Source organism: Lysinibacillus boronitolerans JCM 21713 = 10a = NBRC 103108, from assembly GCF_000772935.1.
Taxonomy (GTDB): domain Bacteria; phylum Bacillota; class Bacilli; order Bacillales_A; family Planococcaceae; genus Lysinibacillus; species Lysinibacillus boronitolerans.
The window spans coordinates 24,081-42,304 of the sequence record NZ_JPVR01000079.1 but is presented as its reverse complement, the minus strand read 5'-3'; the positions used below and the strand labels follow the sequence as shown (position 1 = coordinate 42,304).

General features: G+C 36.5%; 17 protein-coding genes. 13 read left to right on the top strand and 4 right to left on the bottom strand.

The annotated features are described in order from the left end of the window. Positions 1-61 precede the first annotated feature (61 nt). The 9 genes from CD31_RS17110 (at position 62) to CD31_RS17070 (ending at position 9,322) form a co-directional block, all read left to right on the top strand. Positions 62-2,431 carry a penicillin acylase family protein gene (locus CD31_RS17110; RefSeq protein WP_036079413.1) on the top strand — a complete coding sequence of 790 codons (2,370 nt, stop codon included), beginning with the start codon at positions 62-64 and terminating at the stop codon, positions 2,429-2,431. A gap of 143 nt (positions 2,432-2,574) precedes the next feature. Then, positions 2,575-2,946 carry an ArsR/SmtB family transcription factor gene (locus CD31_RS17105; RefSeq protein ID WP_016992719.1) on the top strand — a complete coding sequence of 124 codons (372 nt, stop codon included), beginning with the start codon at positions 2,575-2,577 and terminating at the stop codon, positions 2,944-2,946. Further along, the gene (locus CD31_RS17100) at positions 2,927-5,050 is read left to right on the top strand and encodes a heavy metal translocating P-type ATPase (RefSeq protein ID WP_036079411.1); all 2,124 of its coding nucleotides are present in this window, start codon (positions 2,927-2,929) and stop codon (positions 5,048-5,050) included. Before CD31_RS17105 ends, CD31_RS17100 begins: the two co-directional genes overlap by 20 nt. Positions 5,051-5,220: 170 nt before the next feature. Next, entirely contained in the window at positions 5,221-5,517 is a 297-nt protein-coding gene (locus CD31_RS17095; RefSeq protein WP_374116337.1) for a late competence development ComFB family protein, read from the top strand. Between the two features lie 122 nt (positions 5,518-5,639). After that, entirely contained in the window at positions 5,640-6,059 is a 420-nt protein-coding gene (mntR, locus tag CD31_RS17090; protein WP_004231993.1) for a transcriptional regulator MntR, read from the top strand. A gap of 29 nt (positions 6,060-6,088) precedes the next feature. Further along, positions 6,089-6,946, top strand: coding sequence for a CvfB family protein (locus CD31_RS17085; protein ID WP_016992716.1), 858 nt, complete (start codon positions 6,089-6,091; stop codon positions 6,944-6,946). A 155-nt stretch (positions 6,947-7,101) separates the two neighbouring features. Further along, positions 7,102-8,016, top strand: a complete 915-nt coding sequence (locus CD31_RS17080; protein ID WP_016992715.1) for a DUF1002 domain-containing protein — start codon at positions 7,102-7,104, stop codon at positions 8,014-8,016. A gap of 227 nt (positions 8,017-8,243) precedes the next feature. Further along, complete coding sequence (locus CD31_RS17075) at positions 8,244-8,525, top strand: GNAT family N-acetyltransferase (RefSeq protein WP_036079408.1); 282 nt, start codon at positions 8,244-8,246, stop codon at positions 8,523-8,525. A gap of 488 nt (positions 8,526-9,013) precedes the next feature. Further along, the gene (locus CD31_RS17070; RefSeq protein WP_004232000.1) at positions 9,014-9,322 is read left to right on the top strand and encodes a hypothetical protein; all 309 of its coding nucleotides are present in this window, start codon (positions 9,014-9,016) and stop codon (positions 9,320-9,322) included. 17 nt (positions 9,323-9,339) lie between these two features. On the opposite strand, the gene CD31_RS17065 is transcribed toward CD31_RS17070, so the two are convergent. The 3 genes from CD31_RS17065 to CD31_RS17055 form a co-directional block, all read right to left on the bottom strand. Further along, complete coding sequence (locus CD31_RS17065) at positions 9,340-10,482, bottom strand: MFS transporter (RefSeq protein WP_036079407.1); 1,143 nt, start codon at positions 10,480-10,482, stop codon at positions 9,340-9,342. A 157-nt stretch (positions 10,483-10,639) separates the two neighbouring features. Continuing rightward, positions 10,640-12,160 (bottom strand): succinyl-CoA:acetate CoA-transferase ScpC, encoded by a 1,521-nt coding sequence (gene scpC, locus CD31_RS17060; RefSeq protein WP_016992711.1) that lies wholly within the window; start codon positions 12,158-12,160, stop codon positions 10,640-10,642. A gap of 351 nt (positions 12,161-12,511) precedes the next feature. Further along, positions 12,512-13,162, bottom strand: coding sequence for a LytTR family DNA-binding domain-containing protein (locus CD31_RS17055; protein WP_004232004.1), 651 nt, complete (start codon positions 13,160-13,162; stop codon positions 12,512-12,514). A gap of 505 nt (positions 13,163-13,667) precedes the next feature. Here CD31_RS17055 and CD31_RS17050 point away from each other — a divergent pair. The 4 genes from CD31_RS17050 to CD31_RS17035 all read left to right on the top strand — a co-directional run bounded on the left by CD31_RS17050 (position 13,668) and on the right by CD31_RS17035 (position 16,638). Then, on the top strand, positions 13,668-14,462 hold the full coding sequence (locus tag CD31_RS17050) for a helix-turn-helix transcriptional regulator (RefSeq protein ID WP_004232009.1): 795 nt from the start codon (positions 13,668-13,670) through the stop codon (positions 14,460-14,462). Positions 14,463-14,638: 176 nt separating this feature from the next. Further along, positions 14,639-15,400, top strand: coding sequence for a membrane protein insertase YidC (yidC, locus tag CD31_RS17045; protein ID WP_036079406.1), 762 nt, complete (start codon positions 14,639-14,641; stop codon positions 15,398-15,400). 55 nt (positions 15,401-15,455) lie between these two features. Beyond that, positions 15,456-15,704: a hypothetical protein gene (locus tag CD31_RS17040; protein ID WP_036079405.1), complete on the top strand. Its 249-nt coding sequence runs from the start codon at positions 15,456-15,458 to the stop codon at positions 15,702-15,704. 154 nt (positions 15,705-15,858) lie between these two features. Then, entirely contained in the window at positions 15,859-16,638 is a 780-nt protein-coding gene (locus CD31_RS17035; protein WP_016992708.1) for a M15 family metallopeptidase, read from the top strand. Positions 16,639-16,687: 49 nt separating this feature from the next. Here the strand turns inward: CD31_RS17035 and cls are convergent, their stop codons facing one another. Beyond that, positions 16,688-18,145: a cardiolipin synthase gene (gene cls, locus CD31_RS17030; RefSeq protein WP_036079801.1), complete on the bottom strand. Its 1,458-nt coding sequence runs from the start codon at positions 18,143-18,145 to the stop codon at positions 16,688-16,690. Between the last annotated feature and the right edge of the window lie 79 nt (positions 18,146-18,224).

Here is an 18,224-nt window from a genome sequence, read left to right as displayed (position 1 = left end):
GCGTTTCAAAGCGGGTTTGGGAAGGGAGTACGGGAATATAGTGCAAAAAGGGGGTTATTCAGTGGGGAAGAGAAAGTTTAATTGGAAAAAGTGGCTCATTGTCATAGCTGGGACAATAGCTGCTTTGGCTCTAGTGGCCTTTATTGGATTTACATGGTTTATGAATAAATCTAAGCCAGTGATTGATGGTGAGTTAGCTGTTACTATTCTGGATCAGGATGTGACCGTAACGAGAGATGAAAAAGGGGTTCCGCATATTTTTGCCAAAACAGATGCTGATTTGTATCGTGCGCAAGGTTATGTTCAAGCACAGGATAGACTATTTCAAATGGACTTAGCACGGAGGCAGGCAAGTGGTCGATTATCTGAAATTATTGGAGAAGCGACGATTAATACCGACAAACATTTCCGCACATTTAGCTTGCGAGATGCTGCAGAGAAATCATTAGCTGCCTATGATGACGAAAGCAAACAAGTACTTGAATGGTATGCTGAAGGAGTAAATGCTTTTATTGCACAGGCAAAGGAAAGCAATACACTAAGCTATGAATTCGCTTTGTTAGGCTATGAGCCAGAGGAGTGGACAGTTGTTGATTCCTTAACAATTGGTAAATACATGGCCTATGATTTGGGAGGGAATTGGAATACATTAGCTTTTCGTCATTGGGCATTACAGAATTTTGATGAAGAAAAGGCTAAAGAATTATTTATTAAATATCCAGAAAACGCTTCGTCTATTATCGAGGCCAATATCCAAAATCCTGTAGCAGTGGCTGGGCAATTCAGTGCGGAAATGCTACCAAACGAATTTAATGGAAGTAATAACTGGGTAGTTTCTGGGGATAAAACGAAATCAGGAATGCCTATTTTAGCAGATGACCCACACTTAGGGTTAAGCACCCCTTCCATATGGTATCAAATGCATCTACAATCCCCACAACAAAACGTTAGTGGCGTTATCTTTGCAGGGATTCCAGGTATTATTTTAGGTCATAATGACGAAATTGCTTGGGGTGTGACTAATGTAGGTCCAGATGTACAGGATTTATATATTGAAATACCAAATCCAGATAATCCAACACAATTTCGCTACGATGGAAAGTGGGAGCAAGCAGAGGTACGCGATGAGTCGATTAAGGTAAAAGATGGAGAAACTGTAGATTTTGAGGTCATTGTTACACGTCATGGCCCTATAATGACGGATTTAGCTTTCAAAGATACAGAGCCAACTGCACAATTTTCGATGCAGTGGACGGCACTACAACCGACAGCTGAACTGAGGGCAGTGCTTGGTTTTAATAAGGCGAAAACTTGGGATGATTTCGAAAAAGCATTAGAAGATTTTAAAGCGCCAGCTCAAAATTTTGTTTTTGCATCACAGGACGGTACGATTGCCTATAAAGCTAATGGTCAAATACCTATTCGTAAGCAAGGTGAAGGTCAATTACCAGTTCCAGGCGATTCGAGTGATTATGGCTGGGAAGGCTTTATCCCCTGGGATGAATTACCGACTCTAGTAAATCCGAAAGAAGGTTTTATTGCAACAGCAAATAACCAAGTAATAGGGGAGGACTATCCTTATCATATAACTGATTTCTGGGCGCAGCCTTATCGTTTCGAGAGAATTAAAGAAGTGTTAGAGGCGAATGATGCTATTACAGTAGAAGATATGATGGCTTTGCAAATGGATCAGCATAATCTCTATGCAAGAGAATTTTTGCCTGATTTATTAACATCGCTAAAAGAGAAAGATCAGGATGGGAAGTACGATGAGATTATTGCCATGCTAGAGAATTGGGATATGGTGGACGCAAAGGAATCAGGTGCACCACTTGTATTTCATACTTTAATGATTAAGTTACAGGAAGTTTTGTTTAAAGATCAAATGCCTGAAGATATGTATGGCATTATGTATGGTAAGTTTAATATTACAGACCAGCTCTTACGTACAGCCTATGCAGGAGAGAAAAGTATTTGGATTGAGGAGCAGGGTGGTATTGATGAAACAGTATACAAGGCATTTAAACTAACAATTGCACAATTAGAAGATCAATTCGGCAAGAATGCTTCTAAATGGCAATGGGGTGATTACCATCAACTTACTTTTGATCATACATTAGGAAGTGCATCACCTATTCTTGCAGCCTATTTTAACGCTAAAAGGGTTCCTATTGGTGGCTCGAAAGTTACCGTACAAGCAGCAGATAATGATCTAGCTGGTAATGTAGATCACGGCGCATCTTGGCGTTTTGTGGTGGATGTAGGTGATTTAAGCTCAGCCTATCATATTGTTGGTCCTGGTCAAAGTGGGCATGTAAAATCTGATTGGTATCAAGATCAGGTACTTGATTGGGCTAATGGTAAATACCATCAAACATTTATCAAACAGGAAGAGATAAAAGGGAAAACATTACAATTAAAAGCGAAGTAATAAAAAAGTTAGCGTACATAATAAAGTACGCTAACTTTTTTATTTAAGGATATACATCCTAACATTCAAATATTCATTTGAATAAGATGGAATAATATGCTACATTGAATACAATCAAATGAATATTTGAATGAGGTGAGAAAATGCCAAAGGAAATATGTGAGGTGACGCATGTACATGAAGAAGCGGTCACAAAGGTGCAACAACAAATGCCCGATTTATCAGGTGTAGCCAAATTTTTAAAAGCGTTATCTGATGAAACTAGACTTAAAATTGCCTATGCTTTAACGGTGGAAGATGAACTATGTGTTTGTGATGTAGCAACTATTATTGGTTCTTCAGTTGCCACAGCATCACATCATTTACGATATTTGAAAGATAATAATTTAGCGAGATCACACCGTAAAGGTAAGCAAATGTATTACTCTTTAGCGGATGAGCATGTATACCAAATTGTAACAATTGCCTACGAACATGCGAAAGAGGGGATTGCGAATGGCAGCAACGCCAATTAAACAAGAATACAGGCTACAAAATTTATCCTGCGCTAGTTGTGCCGCAAAGTTTGAAAAAAACGTAAAGGCTATTCCAGAAGTACAGGATGCACAAGTAAATTTTGGTGCTTCTAAAATTACAGTAATCGGCGCTATTAGTGTAGACCAAATTGAAGAAGCTGGTGCTTTTGATGGCATTAAAGTTACACAATCGGCAGCAAAAGCACTTGAAAATACTACACCCTTTTATCGTAAAAAGGAAAACGTTTTAGCAGGAATATCATTGCTTTTTGTCATTCTAGGTTATCTGTTTGTGGGTATAAATGGGGAATCAAACCCACTCCCAATTGCCATGTTCATTATAGCTATCCTTGTGGGTGGAGTGGGTATTTTTAAAATAGGCTTCCGCAATTTAATTCGCTTTGAATTTGATATGAAGACGCTTATGACAATCGCCATCATCGGAGCTGCTATTATCGGTGAGTGGGAAGAAGCAGCAGTTGTCGTATTCTTATTTGCTGTAAGTGAGGCACTTGAAGCGTATTCAATGGATAAAGCACGTCAATCTATTCGTCAATTAATGGATATTGCTCCGCCCACAGCGATTATTAAAAGAGCCCACGGTGAACACTTCCATGAGCTTGAGTTACCTACTGAAGACATAGAAATAGGAGATATATTGATTGTAAAGCCTGGCCAAAAGATTGCGATGGATGGCATTGTCATTAGTGGATTGTCTGCAGTCAACCAGGCGGCTATTACAGGTGAATCGATTCCCGTAAATAAAACAATAAATGATGAAGTATTTGCTGGGACGTTAAATGAAGAGGGTGCCCTTGAAGTACGTGTGACTAAGCGAGTAGAAGATACTACTATCGCTAAAATAATTCATCTTGTGGAAGAAGCACAAGCAGAAAAGGCACCTTCTCAGCAATTTGTAGATCGCTTTGCAAAGTATTATACACCAGCGATTATGATTATTGCTTTTTTAGTAGCTGTGATTCCACCTTTATTAGTAGGTGATTGGCAGCATTGGATTTACCAAGGTCTAGCTGTTTTAGTGGTAGGATGTCCTTGTGCGCTGGTCGTCTCTACTCCCGTTGCCATTGTTACAGCCATTGGTAATGCAGCAAGGCAAGGTGTACTGATTAAAGGTGGTGTTCATTTAGAGCAACTAGGACATATTGAAGCTGTTGCCTTTGATAAAACAGGTACATTAACGAAAGGGCAGCCTGCAGTAACAGATATTGTAACGACTGAAAATTGGTCAGAAGACTATGTGCTACAACTAGTAGCAGCGGTAGAAAAACAGTCACAGCACCCTTTAGCTAAAGCAATTTTAAATAGACTACACGATCAAAAATTATCTGAGCTCATCCCAACAGATTTCCAATCAGTAACAGGAAAAGGTGCCTATGCTACCGTTGATAATCAGATTATTTATGTAGGTAGCATGAAATGGGCTACTTCATTAACTTCTGTAGATCAAAATATAGAAAGTCAGGTTAAGAATCTGCAAGAACAGGGTAAAACAGTAGTAGCAGCTGTTTCGAATAATCAACTTATTGGACTGATTGCAATTGCTGACCAATTACGTCGTGAAAGCAAGGACGTATTGAACAAATTAAATGCCTTAAAAGTAAAGCATATGGTGATGTTAACAGGCGATGCAGAGCCTACTGCGCAAGCCATCGCTACTTCATTAAAGATGACAGATGTGCGTGCTGGGTTATTACCAGAAGAAAAATTAATGGCGATTAAGGATTTACGTACACAATTTGGTGCTGTAGCAATGGTTGGAGATGGTGTAAACGATGCACCAGCATTGGCCACTGCAAACGTAGGAATCGCCATGGGTGGAGCAGGAACGGATGCAGCTCTTGAGACAGCAGATATTGCATTAATGGGTGATGATCTAACAAAGCTTCCTTACACTATTGGCTTGAGCAGAAAAACATTACGTATCATTAAAGAGAATATTATATTTGCCCTAGTTTTAAAATTAATTGCATTGCTGCTTGTCATACCAGGGTGGTTAACATTATGGATAGCAATTTTTGCGGATATGGGTGCAACACTATTAGTTGTGTTTAATTCATTAAGACTAATTAGAGCAAAAAAGTAGTAAGTAAGGTGTAGAACGATCTGAAAAGGTAGGAAATTAATCTTGCTTTGACATGAGGGATTTTATGCGGATAGATGCTACTTGCGATTCTTGAAAAAGACTTTTTTTAAGGCTATTATAGTTTCAGGAGTAATGTAACAATTAAATATAAATGAGGCGAAAGTTTGAATATGTCAGATCCTATTTTAGTAAATGTTACAGAAGAAATTGTGCGTGGTTTAGTAAGCTTTTTACTACGAGGACCAGAATATCAAACATTTTGTAAATGCGAAATCTGTGAATTCGACACGGTGGCACTTACACTAAATGCATTGCCAAGTAAGTATGTTACATCTATGGAAGCTAGAGATGAGGCATTTAAAGAAATGAATACTCCTGGAAACATTGAGCGCATTAATAAAGAGATTATTCATGCGTTACATGTGGTAAATAAGTATCCTCGACACAAAGTAGAGCCTACTTCTTAATAGAAGAGGCTCTATTTAAGTTGTAAAGGAAGTGTTTCTCTAGGCTATGTATTTTCAGTTAACTTTTAAGCCAAGCTTGTAGTAAACTAGAGAGTAAGAAAAGGAAAGAGAGGGAAAAGGATATGCCAACACCTAGTATGGAGGACCATATCGAACAAATATATTTATTAATTGCCAACAAGGGATATGCGCGAGTGTCTGACATTGCTGAAGCATTATCTGTTCTTCCTTCTTCTGTTACAAAAATGGTTCAAAAATTAGATAAAGATGGTTATTTAGTTTATGAAAAGTACCGTGGACTGACATTGACGCCTAAAGGGGATAAGCTCGGAAAGCGTCTTGTGCAGCGTCATGAATTGCTCGAGCAGTTTTTACGAATGATTGGTGTGGATGAAGAACGTATTTATGATGATGTGGAGGGAATTGAACATCATTTAAGTTGGAATTCAATCGATCGTATTGCAGATCTTGTGCAAGTAATGGAAGAAAATCCAGACATCGTGAAAAAATTAGAGGCATCTAAGACACAGCACAATCTTTAAAATGATGGTGTGAAGGAAAGGGAGACAATATGAACGCATTAAAATCAGGTGAAGTCGTTACATTAACGGTATTAGAGCAACAAGCATCGAAATGGATTTTAACAAATGGAGTTGAAGAACTACCTTTAAATGCTTCAGAGGTAACAGAGCCACTAACAGTAGGTGATCGCCTTGAAGTATTTTTATTTGCAGACCGTCGTGGAGATTTGGCTGCTACAACTGCAATTCCAGCTTTTACACAAGGTGAGTACGGCTGGGCACGCGTCTTGAAAGTAGTGGAACATGAAGGTGCTTTTGTGGATATTGGTACATCTCGCGAAGTATTAGTAAAAGCAGAGGATTTACCTGCATTAAAAGAGGTATGGCCAGAACCAGGCGATCATTTATTTATGACACTACGCACAGATCGTAATGGTGATTTATTTGGTCGTTTAGCCACAGAGGAAAAAATCTCAGAGCTATATGAAGGTGCATTTGAAGATATGCACAATAAAAATATCCAAGCACGCCCATATCGTTTGTTACCGATCGGGACATTCTTACTAGGTGTAGAAGTTCCTTACCGTATTTTCGTGCATGAATCTGAGCGAAGTACAGAGCCTCGATTAGGACAAGATGTAGTTGTACGTATTATCGATGTGAAAGACGATGGTTCCATGAATGGCTCTCTTTTACCGAGAAAACATGAGCGTCTTTCAAATGATGCGCAACAAATATTGAATTATATACAGGATGTGGGCGGTAAAATGCCATTTGGTGATAAATCGTCTCCTGAGGAGATTCAAGAAATGTTTAATATGAGTAAAGGGGCATTTAAACGTGCCTTAGGAACATTAATGAAAGCTGGTAAAGTAAAACAACAGGATGGTTGGACTGAAGAAGTTTAAGGATATAGTTTGAATTGCCAGCAAGACATTTACAACAGGAAAAATGACGAGAGACATCCTTGAAACCTTCTCGTCTTTTTTTCGTACTAATTATTGTATAATGGCATACATTATACTTGCTAATTATGAAGTTTTAGCGAAAGGGGTCACACGATTTGAAAAAAACATGGATAAAAATACTAACTGCTACAATGTTGGTATTTGGAGTGATGGCACCAGCTACAGGATTTGCATCTGACAATACGCCTCCAAAAGCAATAGATGAAAAACTTGGCGTACCGATCGTCGTGTATGGAGCAAATTTATCTGAGGCTGAAAAAGAGTCTGTAAAAAAATCATTAAAAGTAAGTGAAGAACCTGAAATCGAAGAAATTACTGTGTCTGGTGAGGATCTAGTAAAATACATTAAAGATAGTAATTCAAGCTCACGTATGTATTCTTCTGCAAAGATTACACGCAGAGATGCAGGAGAGGGTCTGGTAATACAAATTGTCACACCATCGAATATAACGCAGGTAACTTCAGAGATGTACGCAAATGCGATGTTAACAGCAGGAATTCAGGATGCATCAGTACAGGTAGCTGCTCCGAAAGCCGTTACAGGGCATTCAGCGTTAGTAGGTATTTACAAGGCATATGAGGTCACTACAGGTGAAACACTGGATATTGATCGTACTGATGTAGCAAATGAAGAATTATCAGTAGCAACATCCATTGCAGAATCTGCAGGAGTAGACGATGCAAAAGTAGCAGAATTACTGACTGAAATTAAAAAGCAAATTGCAGAATTAAAGCCAGCAACACGTGAAGATGTGGAAAAAATTGTACAAGAGCAATTAACTAAGCTTGAAATTAATTTAAGTGAAAAGGACCGTCAATTGCTAGTAGATTTAATGGATAAAATAAGCAAGCTGGACATTGATTTTAGTAAATGGTCAGATCAATTAAATGATATTAGTAACACGATCCAAGAAAAATTTGGCTCACTTATGGAAGATAAAGGTTTCTGGGAAAGTGTGAAAAGCTTTTTTGCTAATTTAAAAGATACTATTTCTTCATGGTTTAACTAAATTTAAAGTTGATAGAAAGGAATCTGTTATACCCTCTCACTTTGCTAGAGAAGGTGTACAGATTCTTTTTTTGATTCAGCAAGTAAATAATTGAAGTGAGCTGCTTCCAACACAGAAGGCTAACCGATTATCTGGACATAGCTACGCTAATTAGATAAAAGGAAGGTACACAAATTTTGTGAAAATACAAAAAGCTATGGTACTATGAATAAAAGGAGTGGTGAGAAATGGAATTCCAATTACAACAATTAGCAGAAAATAAGTTTGCATTTTTAAATGAGCAAGCAGGAGAAAAACTGGCGGAAATCACTTGGCAGCAAAATGGCTCAGTAATGGTAATGGATCACACATATGTATCAGATAAGCTCCGTGGTCAAGGTGTGGCCAAACAATTACTCGATCAAGCAGCAACGTATGCACGCGAAAATGGCTATAAAATGGAGGCCGTTTGTTCCTATGTTGTGGCAGCATTTGAAAAGTCAGATGCATACAATGATGTAAAACAATAAAAATAAGGCAATCTGCTTTTAATTAAGCGGATTGCCTTTTAATTGCTAGAGCAAATCATGTAAGTAGCTCCTTATAATAGAATGACACTATAAATTAGTACTGTTAAGAAGCCAGCCCCACCAATTAATGAAGCCATATCTATCCAATCATATGCTAAATCAAAATCTTTCATCCTAACCACTCTCCTATTTTAGTGTTATTTCATTAATTCCCTTTACTTGCCCTTTATAATCATAAATAGTTACAAAATTTTGACGAATGCTAAAAATAAAGGTGTGATAGCTGGATGTTAATAGGAGATTTTGTCTGCATTAAAACGAGACGAACTGCATTGAATTGGCAGAATTATTACTAGATAAAAGAGCAAGTTTTAGCCTTACATTAATATATATGCTAGAAGGTATAAAAAAATAATGTTTATTCTTTTAAGAATAGGGAAAAACTATACTACAGAGCTAGTTTCTATATTTTTAGGAGGTAATAAACTATGGCAAAACGTAAAGGTACAGGTGTTGTTGTTGCAGGATTAGCAGGACTAGCAGCATCTTATTTCAGTAAAAAAGAGAATCGTGATAAAGCACTAACAATGTTTAATAGTATGAAAGCAAAATTAGAGTCGTATCTTACAACAGGTCCTGATATGCACGACAATATTGCAGAACGTGTAGCTACAGAGGTAGCAACAGAGGCGGGTACTTCACCAACTAAAATTGCCTCGAATGAAATGGTAGCTGAAGGTGGAGGACATACTGGTGTCCATTTCTATAATGAAGAAATTCAAGAAAAGGAAAAGTAAACAAAAAACCTTCTCATTTAAGCATGAGAAGGTCTTTTGTGTGGGATAAGGATAGCGCCTGCAAAGAGTAATAAAACGAAGCCAGTAAATACAAAGCCACTGACAGTACCAAGTGATAGCCAACCTAGTAAAGATGAGCCTATTACTACACCTAGAGAGAAAAACGCATAGAAATAGCCATATGCTTTTCCTCGTACTTCAGCAGTTGTGGAGTCAATTAGCAGCGAATTTACTGAAGGGAATAGGAAACCGAATCCAATTCCATAGCAAGCCATTGCTATATAGAGTAAAGAGCTAGAATTTGCTTGGCTAATTAATAGCTGACTTATTCCCATTAAACCTATTCCAAAAGACAATGTTTTGAGTGGATTGACCTTATCAAAAATACGATTAGTAGGTAATAGGAAAACTAGGACTGCAATAATACCAAATGTACTCATTAAAGTGCCGCTTAAACGAGAGTCGAAGCCTAAGGCATGCACTTTAAGTGGAAGTAGATAGGCAATAACACCTTGAGAAAACATTAAGAAAAAGGCTCCTAAAAAGGCTTTTAATGTTCCTGTGTTATTAAAAAAAACACTGATCGGAATATAATTACTAGGTTGAGCCTTCTCTTTTTTTACTTGATTTGCTTTCAATATAAAGAACGCAAGAATACCTAAAAGAAGCATAAAGCTTGCTGTGATATTAAAAACGAAGGGGACACTTGTTCGGCTAGCTAAAATGCCACTAAATGCAGGGCCTATAATGGCTGCTATACCAACAAAGGCACCAGAAATAGCACTGCCCTTTCCTCTTTTTTCCTGCTCAGTAGCGTTTGCTAGAAATGTAAAGGCAGCAGGAACAATGAAGCCTGCAACAAGGCCATGGATAAAACGTACAATTAATAGAGCAATGGGCTCTTCTACTAAATTATACAGCGTTAATGCTAGACCCGTTGTTAGAAGACCTATTATGAGTATGATAAAAGGTCCCTTGCGATCCGTTAAAAAGCCTGAAATGATATTACCGAATGTATTGGAAAGCGAATACATTCCTACTGCAAGACCAGTGAGGAATGCCGATGCACCTAAAGACTCAGCATATGTACTCATAACAGGGAGCTGGGTAAAAAGGTCGAAAAACGAAAAGAAAATAATAGCATAGATAAATTTCTTCATAGTTCCTCCGATGAAATAGAACAATTATAGTCAATAAGATTGATATAGTCCTATTATAGCATTTTCCAATCGATAATACTTCTCACTTATTTTTTGCTTTCACGCAGAAAAAACGTCTAATAAGTATCAACTTATTAGACGTTCGAGCATTTAGTAATTAAGCTTTTGCAACTTCTTTTTTCATTGTTTTGTTTTTAGCAAGATTTACATGCCAAGAAAGTGCTTCCTCTAAAAGATGAGGCGTTTGGTGGTTGCCAGTTGCTTCCACTGCACGGTTGTAGTAATCCCATAATTGCTCTTTGTAATCTGGGTGTGCACAGTTTTCAATAATTAAAGGTACACGTTCTTTTGGCGCAAGACCACGTAAGTCAGCAATACCTTGTTCCGTTACGATAACATCAACGTCATGCTCAGTATGGTCAACGTGAGATACCATTGGCACGATAGAAGAAATTGCTCCACCCTTTGCGTATGATTTTGTAACGAAAATACCAAGGCGTGCGTTACGTGCGAAATCACCTGAACCACCGATACCGTTCATCATACGAGTACCAGAAACATGCGTTGAGTTTACGTTACCATAGATATCTAACTCAAGAGCTGTGTTGATTGAGATTAGACCCAAACGACGGATAAGCTCAGGGTGGTTAGAAATTTCTTGTGGACGTAAGCAAATTTTATCAGCATACTTTTCTAAATTACCATAAACCTTTTGCTGTAATTCTTCAGTAAGTGTGATTGAAGTTGCAGCTGCGAATTTAACTTTCCCAGCATCGATTAAGTTAAATACAGCATCTTGAAGTACTTCAGATGCAACAATTAAATCTTCAAATTCTGAATCTGCAAAGCCATCAAGTACAGCGTTTGCTACAGAACCTACACCAGATTGCAATGGCATTAATTGTTTTGTTAAACGACCCGCTTTAATTTCATCACGGAAGAAGTCTAATAAAATGTTTGCCATTGTTTGTGTTTCTTCATCTGGAGGTACGATTAATGAAGGAGCATCTGGCTCTTCAGAAATAACAATTGCTTTAATTTTAGCTGGATCCACTTTGATACCAATATCACCAAGGCGTTGCATAGCATCTGTCATTGGAATAGCTTCACGTTTACCTTGCTCTCCAGGTACATAAATATCATGAATACCAATTAAAGCTTCTGGATGAGAAATATTTAACTCGATAATAATATTTTCTGCATATTCTGCAAAGATAGGTGAGTTACCTACAGAGTTTGTTGGAATGATTAAGCCATCTTCAGTAATAGCAACCGCTTCAAGAATTAAATACTTGATTGGTCCGATAATTCCTTGGCGCACTAGCTCAGCATTATGAGAAAGATGAGCATCTACATATAAGATATCCCCAGAATTAATTAAATTACGAATACCCGCATCACCTTGGAATGGTCCGCGTTTACGAATTGCACCAGCTTCTGCTAAGTACTTATCTACTTCTGGTCCTAATGATGCACCTGTATATACATCAATTTTGAATTCTTCATTTTTTGCGCGCTCAACTAATGCCATTGGAACAACTTTTGCATCCCCAGCACGAGTAAAACCACTCATCCCAACTACATCACCATTAGAAATAAGTGCTGCTGCTTCTTCAGCAGTTACAATTTTACTCTCAAGTTCTTTTAAACCAAGGCGTTTTTGAACATTTGCATCCATAAAAAAATCCTCCCCTAAATAATTTTGATGGAAACCGATTACAAAACTAGAAAAAACATTTAAGAATTTTCTGTTTATTCAGTTGTAGTATGACTCCAACCATTTGAATAATACTATCACCAAATTGTCACAAAAACTTTAGAATTAGCATTAAATTGAGTAAAAAAAGGAAAATCGAGCATTAAGATGCTTTTTCGACAGAGAAAACGTTTTATTGTAGAGCTGTATAAATTTAGTTGTTTTCTACATTAAAAATAGTGCAAAAATAGTTAAATAGGGAAGAAAATGAGGCTGATTTGAGCACAAAAAAGAACAGCGAGCAATTATTAATTGCTTGCTGTTCTTACATAATTAGAAACCTAAAGAACGACGGAAATAACTTGCATAACGTTGGCTAACAGGAATGCGCGTACCATCTTTCATAATTAATAAAAACGTTGAGTGTGAATCTGGTTGAATTTCATCGATGTAGTCAATGTTAACGATATAAGAGCGGTGACAACGAATAAATGAGTCAGGTGCTAAAAATAGCTCTAGATCACTTAAGTTTAAACGGTGATAACCTTCACGAGTCATTGTTTTAACAAATGTTTTACGGAGTTGTGTTTCTAAATAAATCACTTGATCATGTTTGATTGGGTACCAGCAATCATCAATTTTGATTGTAATGTAGTTTGTTAAGAATGCTGATGGTTTTTGCGGGAAGATAGCAGTAATAGCTCCTTTTGTTTCGCCTTCCTCCATTAAAGGAATACTCATGCCATAATATGCGACACCGAAGACATCAGGTTCAATATAGGAGCTGATTTTTTGACCATAGCTTAATGCTTTGTGTGCGGCTGAACCTTCTTTGATAGGGTCACCTGGTTTAATTTTTAAATCAACTTTCTTGCTTGGTTGGTAATACAAATATTCATTTGTATCTGAGATAGCGATGGACGTATTTTCAGGGAAGAACTCCTTAATTATCTCCATGATCTCTTCTATTTGTTTTGGATCCACTTTAAACACCTCGTCTAAACTTTTAAAAATAGTATTATCATCTATTTTACTACATATTCATATAAATTATATAGAGAAGATTTAGGAATAAAATAGAAAAATGTCGAATGTTCCATTAGAATAATGTAAGTAGTTTTGTATAATTTGTAAATAAATTTATAAAATGACTAATTTATTTTGATATGTATATGGTAAAATTTAATTGTTAAGATTAAGTTTACGAGGTTTCTACTATGCGTATGTGATAAATTAGAACTAGAGTAGCAATTAAAATGTGGTTGAAAGGAAATCGCAGAATATGGTAAAATTCACTGTATAGTCTATTTTTTTTATATCTGGTGTATTAGTAGGGTTATTTTTGATTTATTTGTTAATAAAATTTGTGAAATAGGACTCAGTTCTTATATTGAATAAGTAAATACTATTTTCTTATTTTTAATTCGTCGGGATTGGTGTCAAATATTGTCATGCAATTCGTGCACTCTGAGGAAAGATGGGGAAGATTATGCAACTACATCAACATTCTATGTCAGAAACGATATCCAAAAGATACTTCCAAGAAATCGATAATATTAATCAATATATCGGTGTCGAAGAATTTTTTAATATTGAGTCGAAACTAATTTTTGAAATTTACCATTTAGAATCTGCAAAAGCGAAAAAATCTTTGCATGAGTTAATTGATATTCTCTCAATTCGTTTTGGCAAACAGGTCATTAAAATCGTTCGAAGCTATTTTTCTGTTTTGTCATCAATTGTTGCTCGTAAATTGCTGGACAATCAAGTACCTTCGAAAAAAGCATTTGCTTTCAATATTGCGTGTAACGATATGATAGAAAATCAGATGAAAGACGCAGAGTTTTTACAATTTGCTGATGATTTAATTGATTTCTTTGTTTACTTTATTGCAGATCGCAAACAACCGACTTTCCGACATCAAACAGTTAACAAAGTGATAATGTATATAAATGACGAGCTTGAAAATGATTTAACTGTCGAAAGTATTGCTAATAACTTTCATATAAGTACTAGTCACTTATCACGTATTTTTAGAGAACATGTGGGCATTACATTGGTTGAGTATTTAAATGTTAGACGTGTAGAAGAATCACAATACTACTTACGACATACAAACAAAAGTATTACTTCTATCTCAGATCAATTCCATTTCTGTAATCAAAGTTATTTTACTCGTATTTTCAAAAAATATACGGGAGTTACGCCAAAACATTTTAGAGACGAGCTTCATCATGAATTTTATCGTTTTGAAATGGCAGAGACTGAATTACAAAATGTCTAGATTTTGAGCATAGAGAATGAGAAGGTGCGAACATATTAGCGTTGCTAAAGCTCGCATCTTTTTTAATGAATCATCTGGAGAACCAGCTTAAGGAATGAGTAGCACTTGCTATTTGATAAAGAGAGACCCTATAAGGTATACTTCACTGTAGTTGATAAATAATAGTAGGTGGAAAAATGAAAAATTTGAAGCTATTTTCAATGCTTGGTCTTGCCGTTTTTGTTCTTAGTGGCTGTCAAGCTGTGCAAAACAAAGAAGGTTTTTTCTATAGTATCTTTGTAAAACCTATGGAATTTTTATTGGAGTTTTTCGGGAATGATATCTTTTCAGGGAGCTATGGTTTAGCAATCATCGCGATTACGGTTCTAATTCGTTTAATCTTAATGCCGATTATGTTAAAAAACTATCGTCAGCAACAATTAATGAAAACGAAGATGGATGCTTTTAAACCTGAAATGGAAGCCGTTCAGAAAAAAATGAAGGAAGCTAAGACAAAAGAAGAGCAAACGCAATATCAACAAGAAATGATGGCTCTATATCAAAAGCATGGCATTAATCCACTTAATATGGGTTGTTTACCGATGTTAATTCAAATGCCAATTATTATGGGTCTGTATTTCTCAATCTTGTATTCTGCCGATGTGAAATCCCATGAGTTTTTATGGTTTAGCTTGGGTTCACCAGATATCGTGATGACCATTGTTGCAGGGATTGTTTACCTAATCCAGGCTCGTGTATCTTTATGGACTGTACCTGAGCAACAAAAAGCTCAGATGAAAATGTTTATTTATATTTCACCAATTATGATTGTCTTTATCTCCATGTCTTCTATGGCAGCACTACCTTTGTATTGGTCTGTCAGTGGTGCATTGTTGATTATTCAAACATATATTGGACGTAAATATTATTCGGAACATCCCGAGAAAGCAAAAAAATAAATTGATTGATGTCGAGGCGCCTCTGTTGCCTCGATTTTTTTAGGAGGACAGCAGGATGAACAAAAAATGGCTATCATCTATTCTCGTTGCAATTTTTAGTATTGCAGCACTTGTATTTATTATTATAGGGAAATTTAATTTTGCCGTACTTGCAATGACGATTATGTTCGCCTTATCAAATGGGTTTAGAGCGAAAAGCTTTAAAGAGCAAGGTTATGTAAAAGAAGCGAAGTGGATGCAGTATATGGCAATTTTTTTCGCAATTGCATCTATAGTAGTATTTGTCATTGTCCTAACAGATTAATTGAATATTTACGTAGGAAATTTACACCCGAAAATGTGAACAGTGCTAAAATAAGAATATAACTAGTAATACAATAAAATAGGTATTTTCAAGGTGAAAAGCTATAAAAACATCATCCTTATAGATACCTGATATTTTAAGAGGGGTATAAAGAGTGAAAAACAATCGTCTTCCGCTTATCGTTGGTGCTTTCATATCTATCGCGTTAATCGTAGCAATTTTTGTAGTCTATAACTATAAAAATAATCAAGTAAATAGTGCAACTGATGAGCAGCCAAAAACAACAGAAACAAACAAAACAACTGAACAAGATTCTACTGCAACAGAGAAGCCAGACAATACTGAAACACCCGCAAAGCCTGAGCAACAACCAGACGAAAATGGCTATCTTCCAAATCAAACATTACCTACCGAACCAACTTATATCAATGGTATTCTGCTAGCCAATAAAATTTATCCGCTTCCGTCTACCTTTGCACCTGAAGAAAATCCAGAAGCACGAGAAGCGTTAAATCAAATGTTAGCTGCTGCTAAGCAGCAAGGATTTGATTTAGTTGCTTTTAGTGGCTACCGTTCTTTTGAATATCAAACAACACTTTATGATAATTATGTTAAACGTGATGGACAGGCGGCAGCAGATCGATATAGTGCTCGTCCAGGCTACTCAGAACATCAAACAGGCTTAGCGTTTGATATAGGTGAGCGAGGAAAAGAAGATGTGTGGCTGACAGAAGAATTTGGGGAAACTCCAGCAGGGCAATGGCTATTTGCACATGCACAAGAGTATGGCTTTATTTTGCGTTTCCCTCAAAACAAAGAAGAGATAACAGGTTATATGTATGAGTCTTGGCATTATCGTTATGTGGGCAAAGAGGTTGCAAAAGAGATAACAAAGAAAAATATTACGTTGGAAGAATATTTAGGCGTGAAATAATAAAAGGAAGAGAAGCGGTTCTGTTGAACAGGCTCTCTTCCTTTTTAGTTTATAAAATGGGTGTTAATAAACGGGAAATAGATTCTTTAAATTTAATTAGTGTTGAACGATTTTTATACATTTCCCATGTTAATTCCGTACAATCAAAAATATCCTTCTCAAACAGCTCGGCTAATTGGTGCGATATATTGGCATCATATATGAAGGCATTGACTTCAAAATTCAGACTAAAACTTCGTACATCAATATTTGCTGTTCCGACAGAGGATGCCTCATCATCAATAATAATAGCCTTAGCATGGATAAAGCCCTTTTCATAAATGTAGACTTTGGCTCCGGCACGTAATAATTGACCCACATAAGAATAAGTAGCCCAATAAACAAACATGTGATCAGGCTTATTAGGAATCATTATACGTACATCAATGCCTGACAAGGTTGCAATTTTAATGGCGTCTAAGAAACTAACATCTGGGATGAAATAGGGTGTTTGAATGTAAATATATTTTTGAGCCATATTAATAAGCTTTAAGTAACCAATCTTTATTTGCTCCCAGTCTGAGTCTGGTCCACTTGAAACAATCTGTAAACCCACATCACCCTTTTTGGGGATAGCAGGGAAATAGCGATCAGAGTACCCCATTTTTTGTTGAGCACTAGCTTGGTTCCAGTCGAGTAAAAATCGTGTTTGTAAGGGATGTACGGCACTACCTTCAATACGTAAGTGTGTATCTCGCCAATAACCGAACTTTTTTTGTAAGCCTAAATATTCATCACCGACGTTAAAACCGCCAATATAGCCAATTCGACCATCAATGACAACGATCTTTCGGTGATTTCTAAAATTTAAACGAGGATTAAGAAGTGGCAAAATGGATGGGAAGAAAACTTCTACTTCACCACCAGCATGCAGCAATTCTTTAAAATGGCGTCTTTTAACATTACGTGATCCCATTTCATCATAGAGAAGACGTACCTTAACGCCTTGCTTTGCTTTTTTTATCAGTGCATTGACGATACGAGTACCTAAGTCATCAAGTCTAAAAATATAATACTGGATATGGATGTGATCTTTAGCTGCTTCAATGTCTTTAAGAAGCTGTTCAAACTTATCGGCGCCATCGTCAAAAATATCCAGATGGTTGTCCTGTGTTAATACCGCATTGTTTGTTCTGAGGTGCATATAAATCATCTCTTGATAATTTTCTGCATTAGCAATACGAAACTCAAACGTTTCATCACGAATCGCTTCCATCTGATAGCTAATCAAATTATCAATCCCAATATCCTTGCGTCCTTCCCAACGGAATAGATGCTTTCTTCGTAATTGTCTTCCTAATAATAAGTACAATATAAATCCAGCTAATGGCAGGAAAAATAATACGAGAATCCATGCCCATGTAGAGGTGGCATCTTTACGTTCTAAGAAAATGATGGTCATGGCTAATAAAATATTAAAAAACAAAGTTAAAGGAACTAAATATTCTATATCTGTAAAAATGCTCATTCCTACACCTGCCTTTACTTTTGTTAATAACATACTTAGTATAGCCTACTTCAAATGCGGAAAGAAGATATGAAATGGC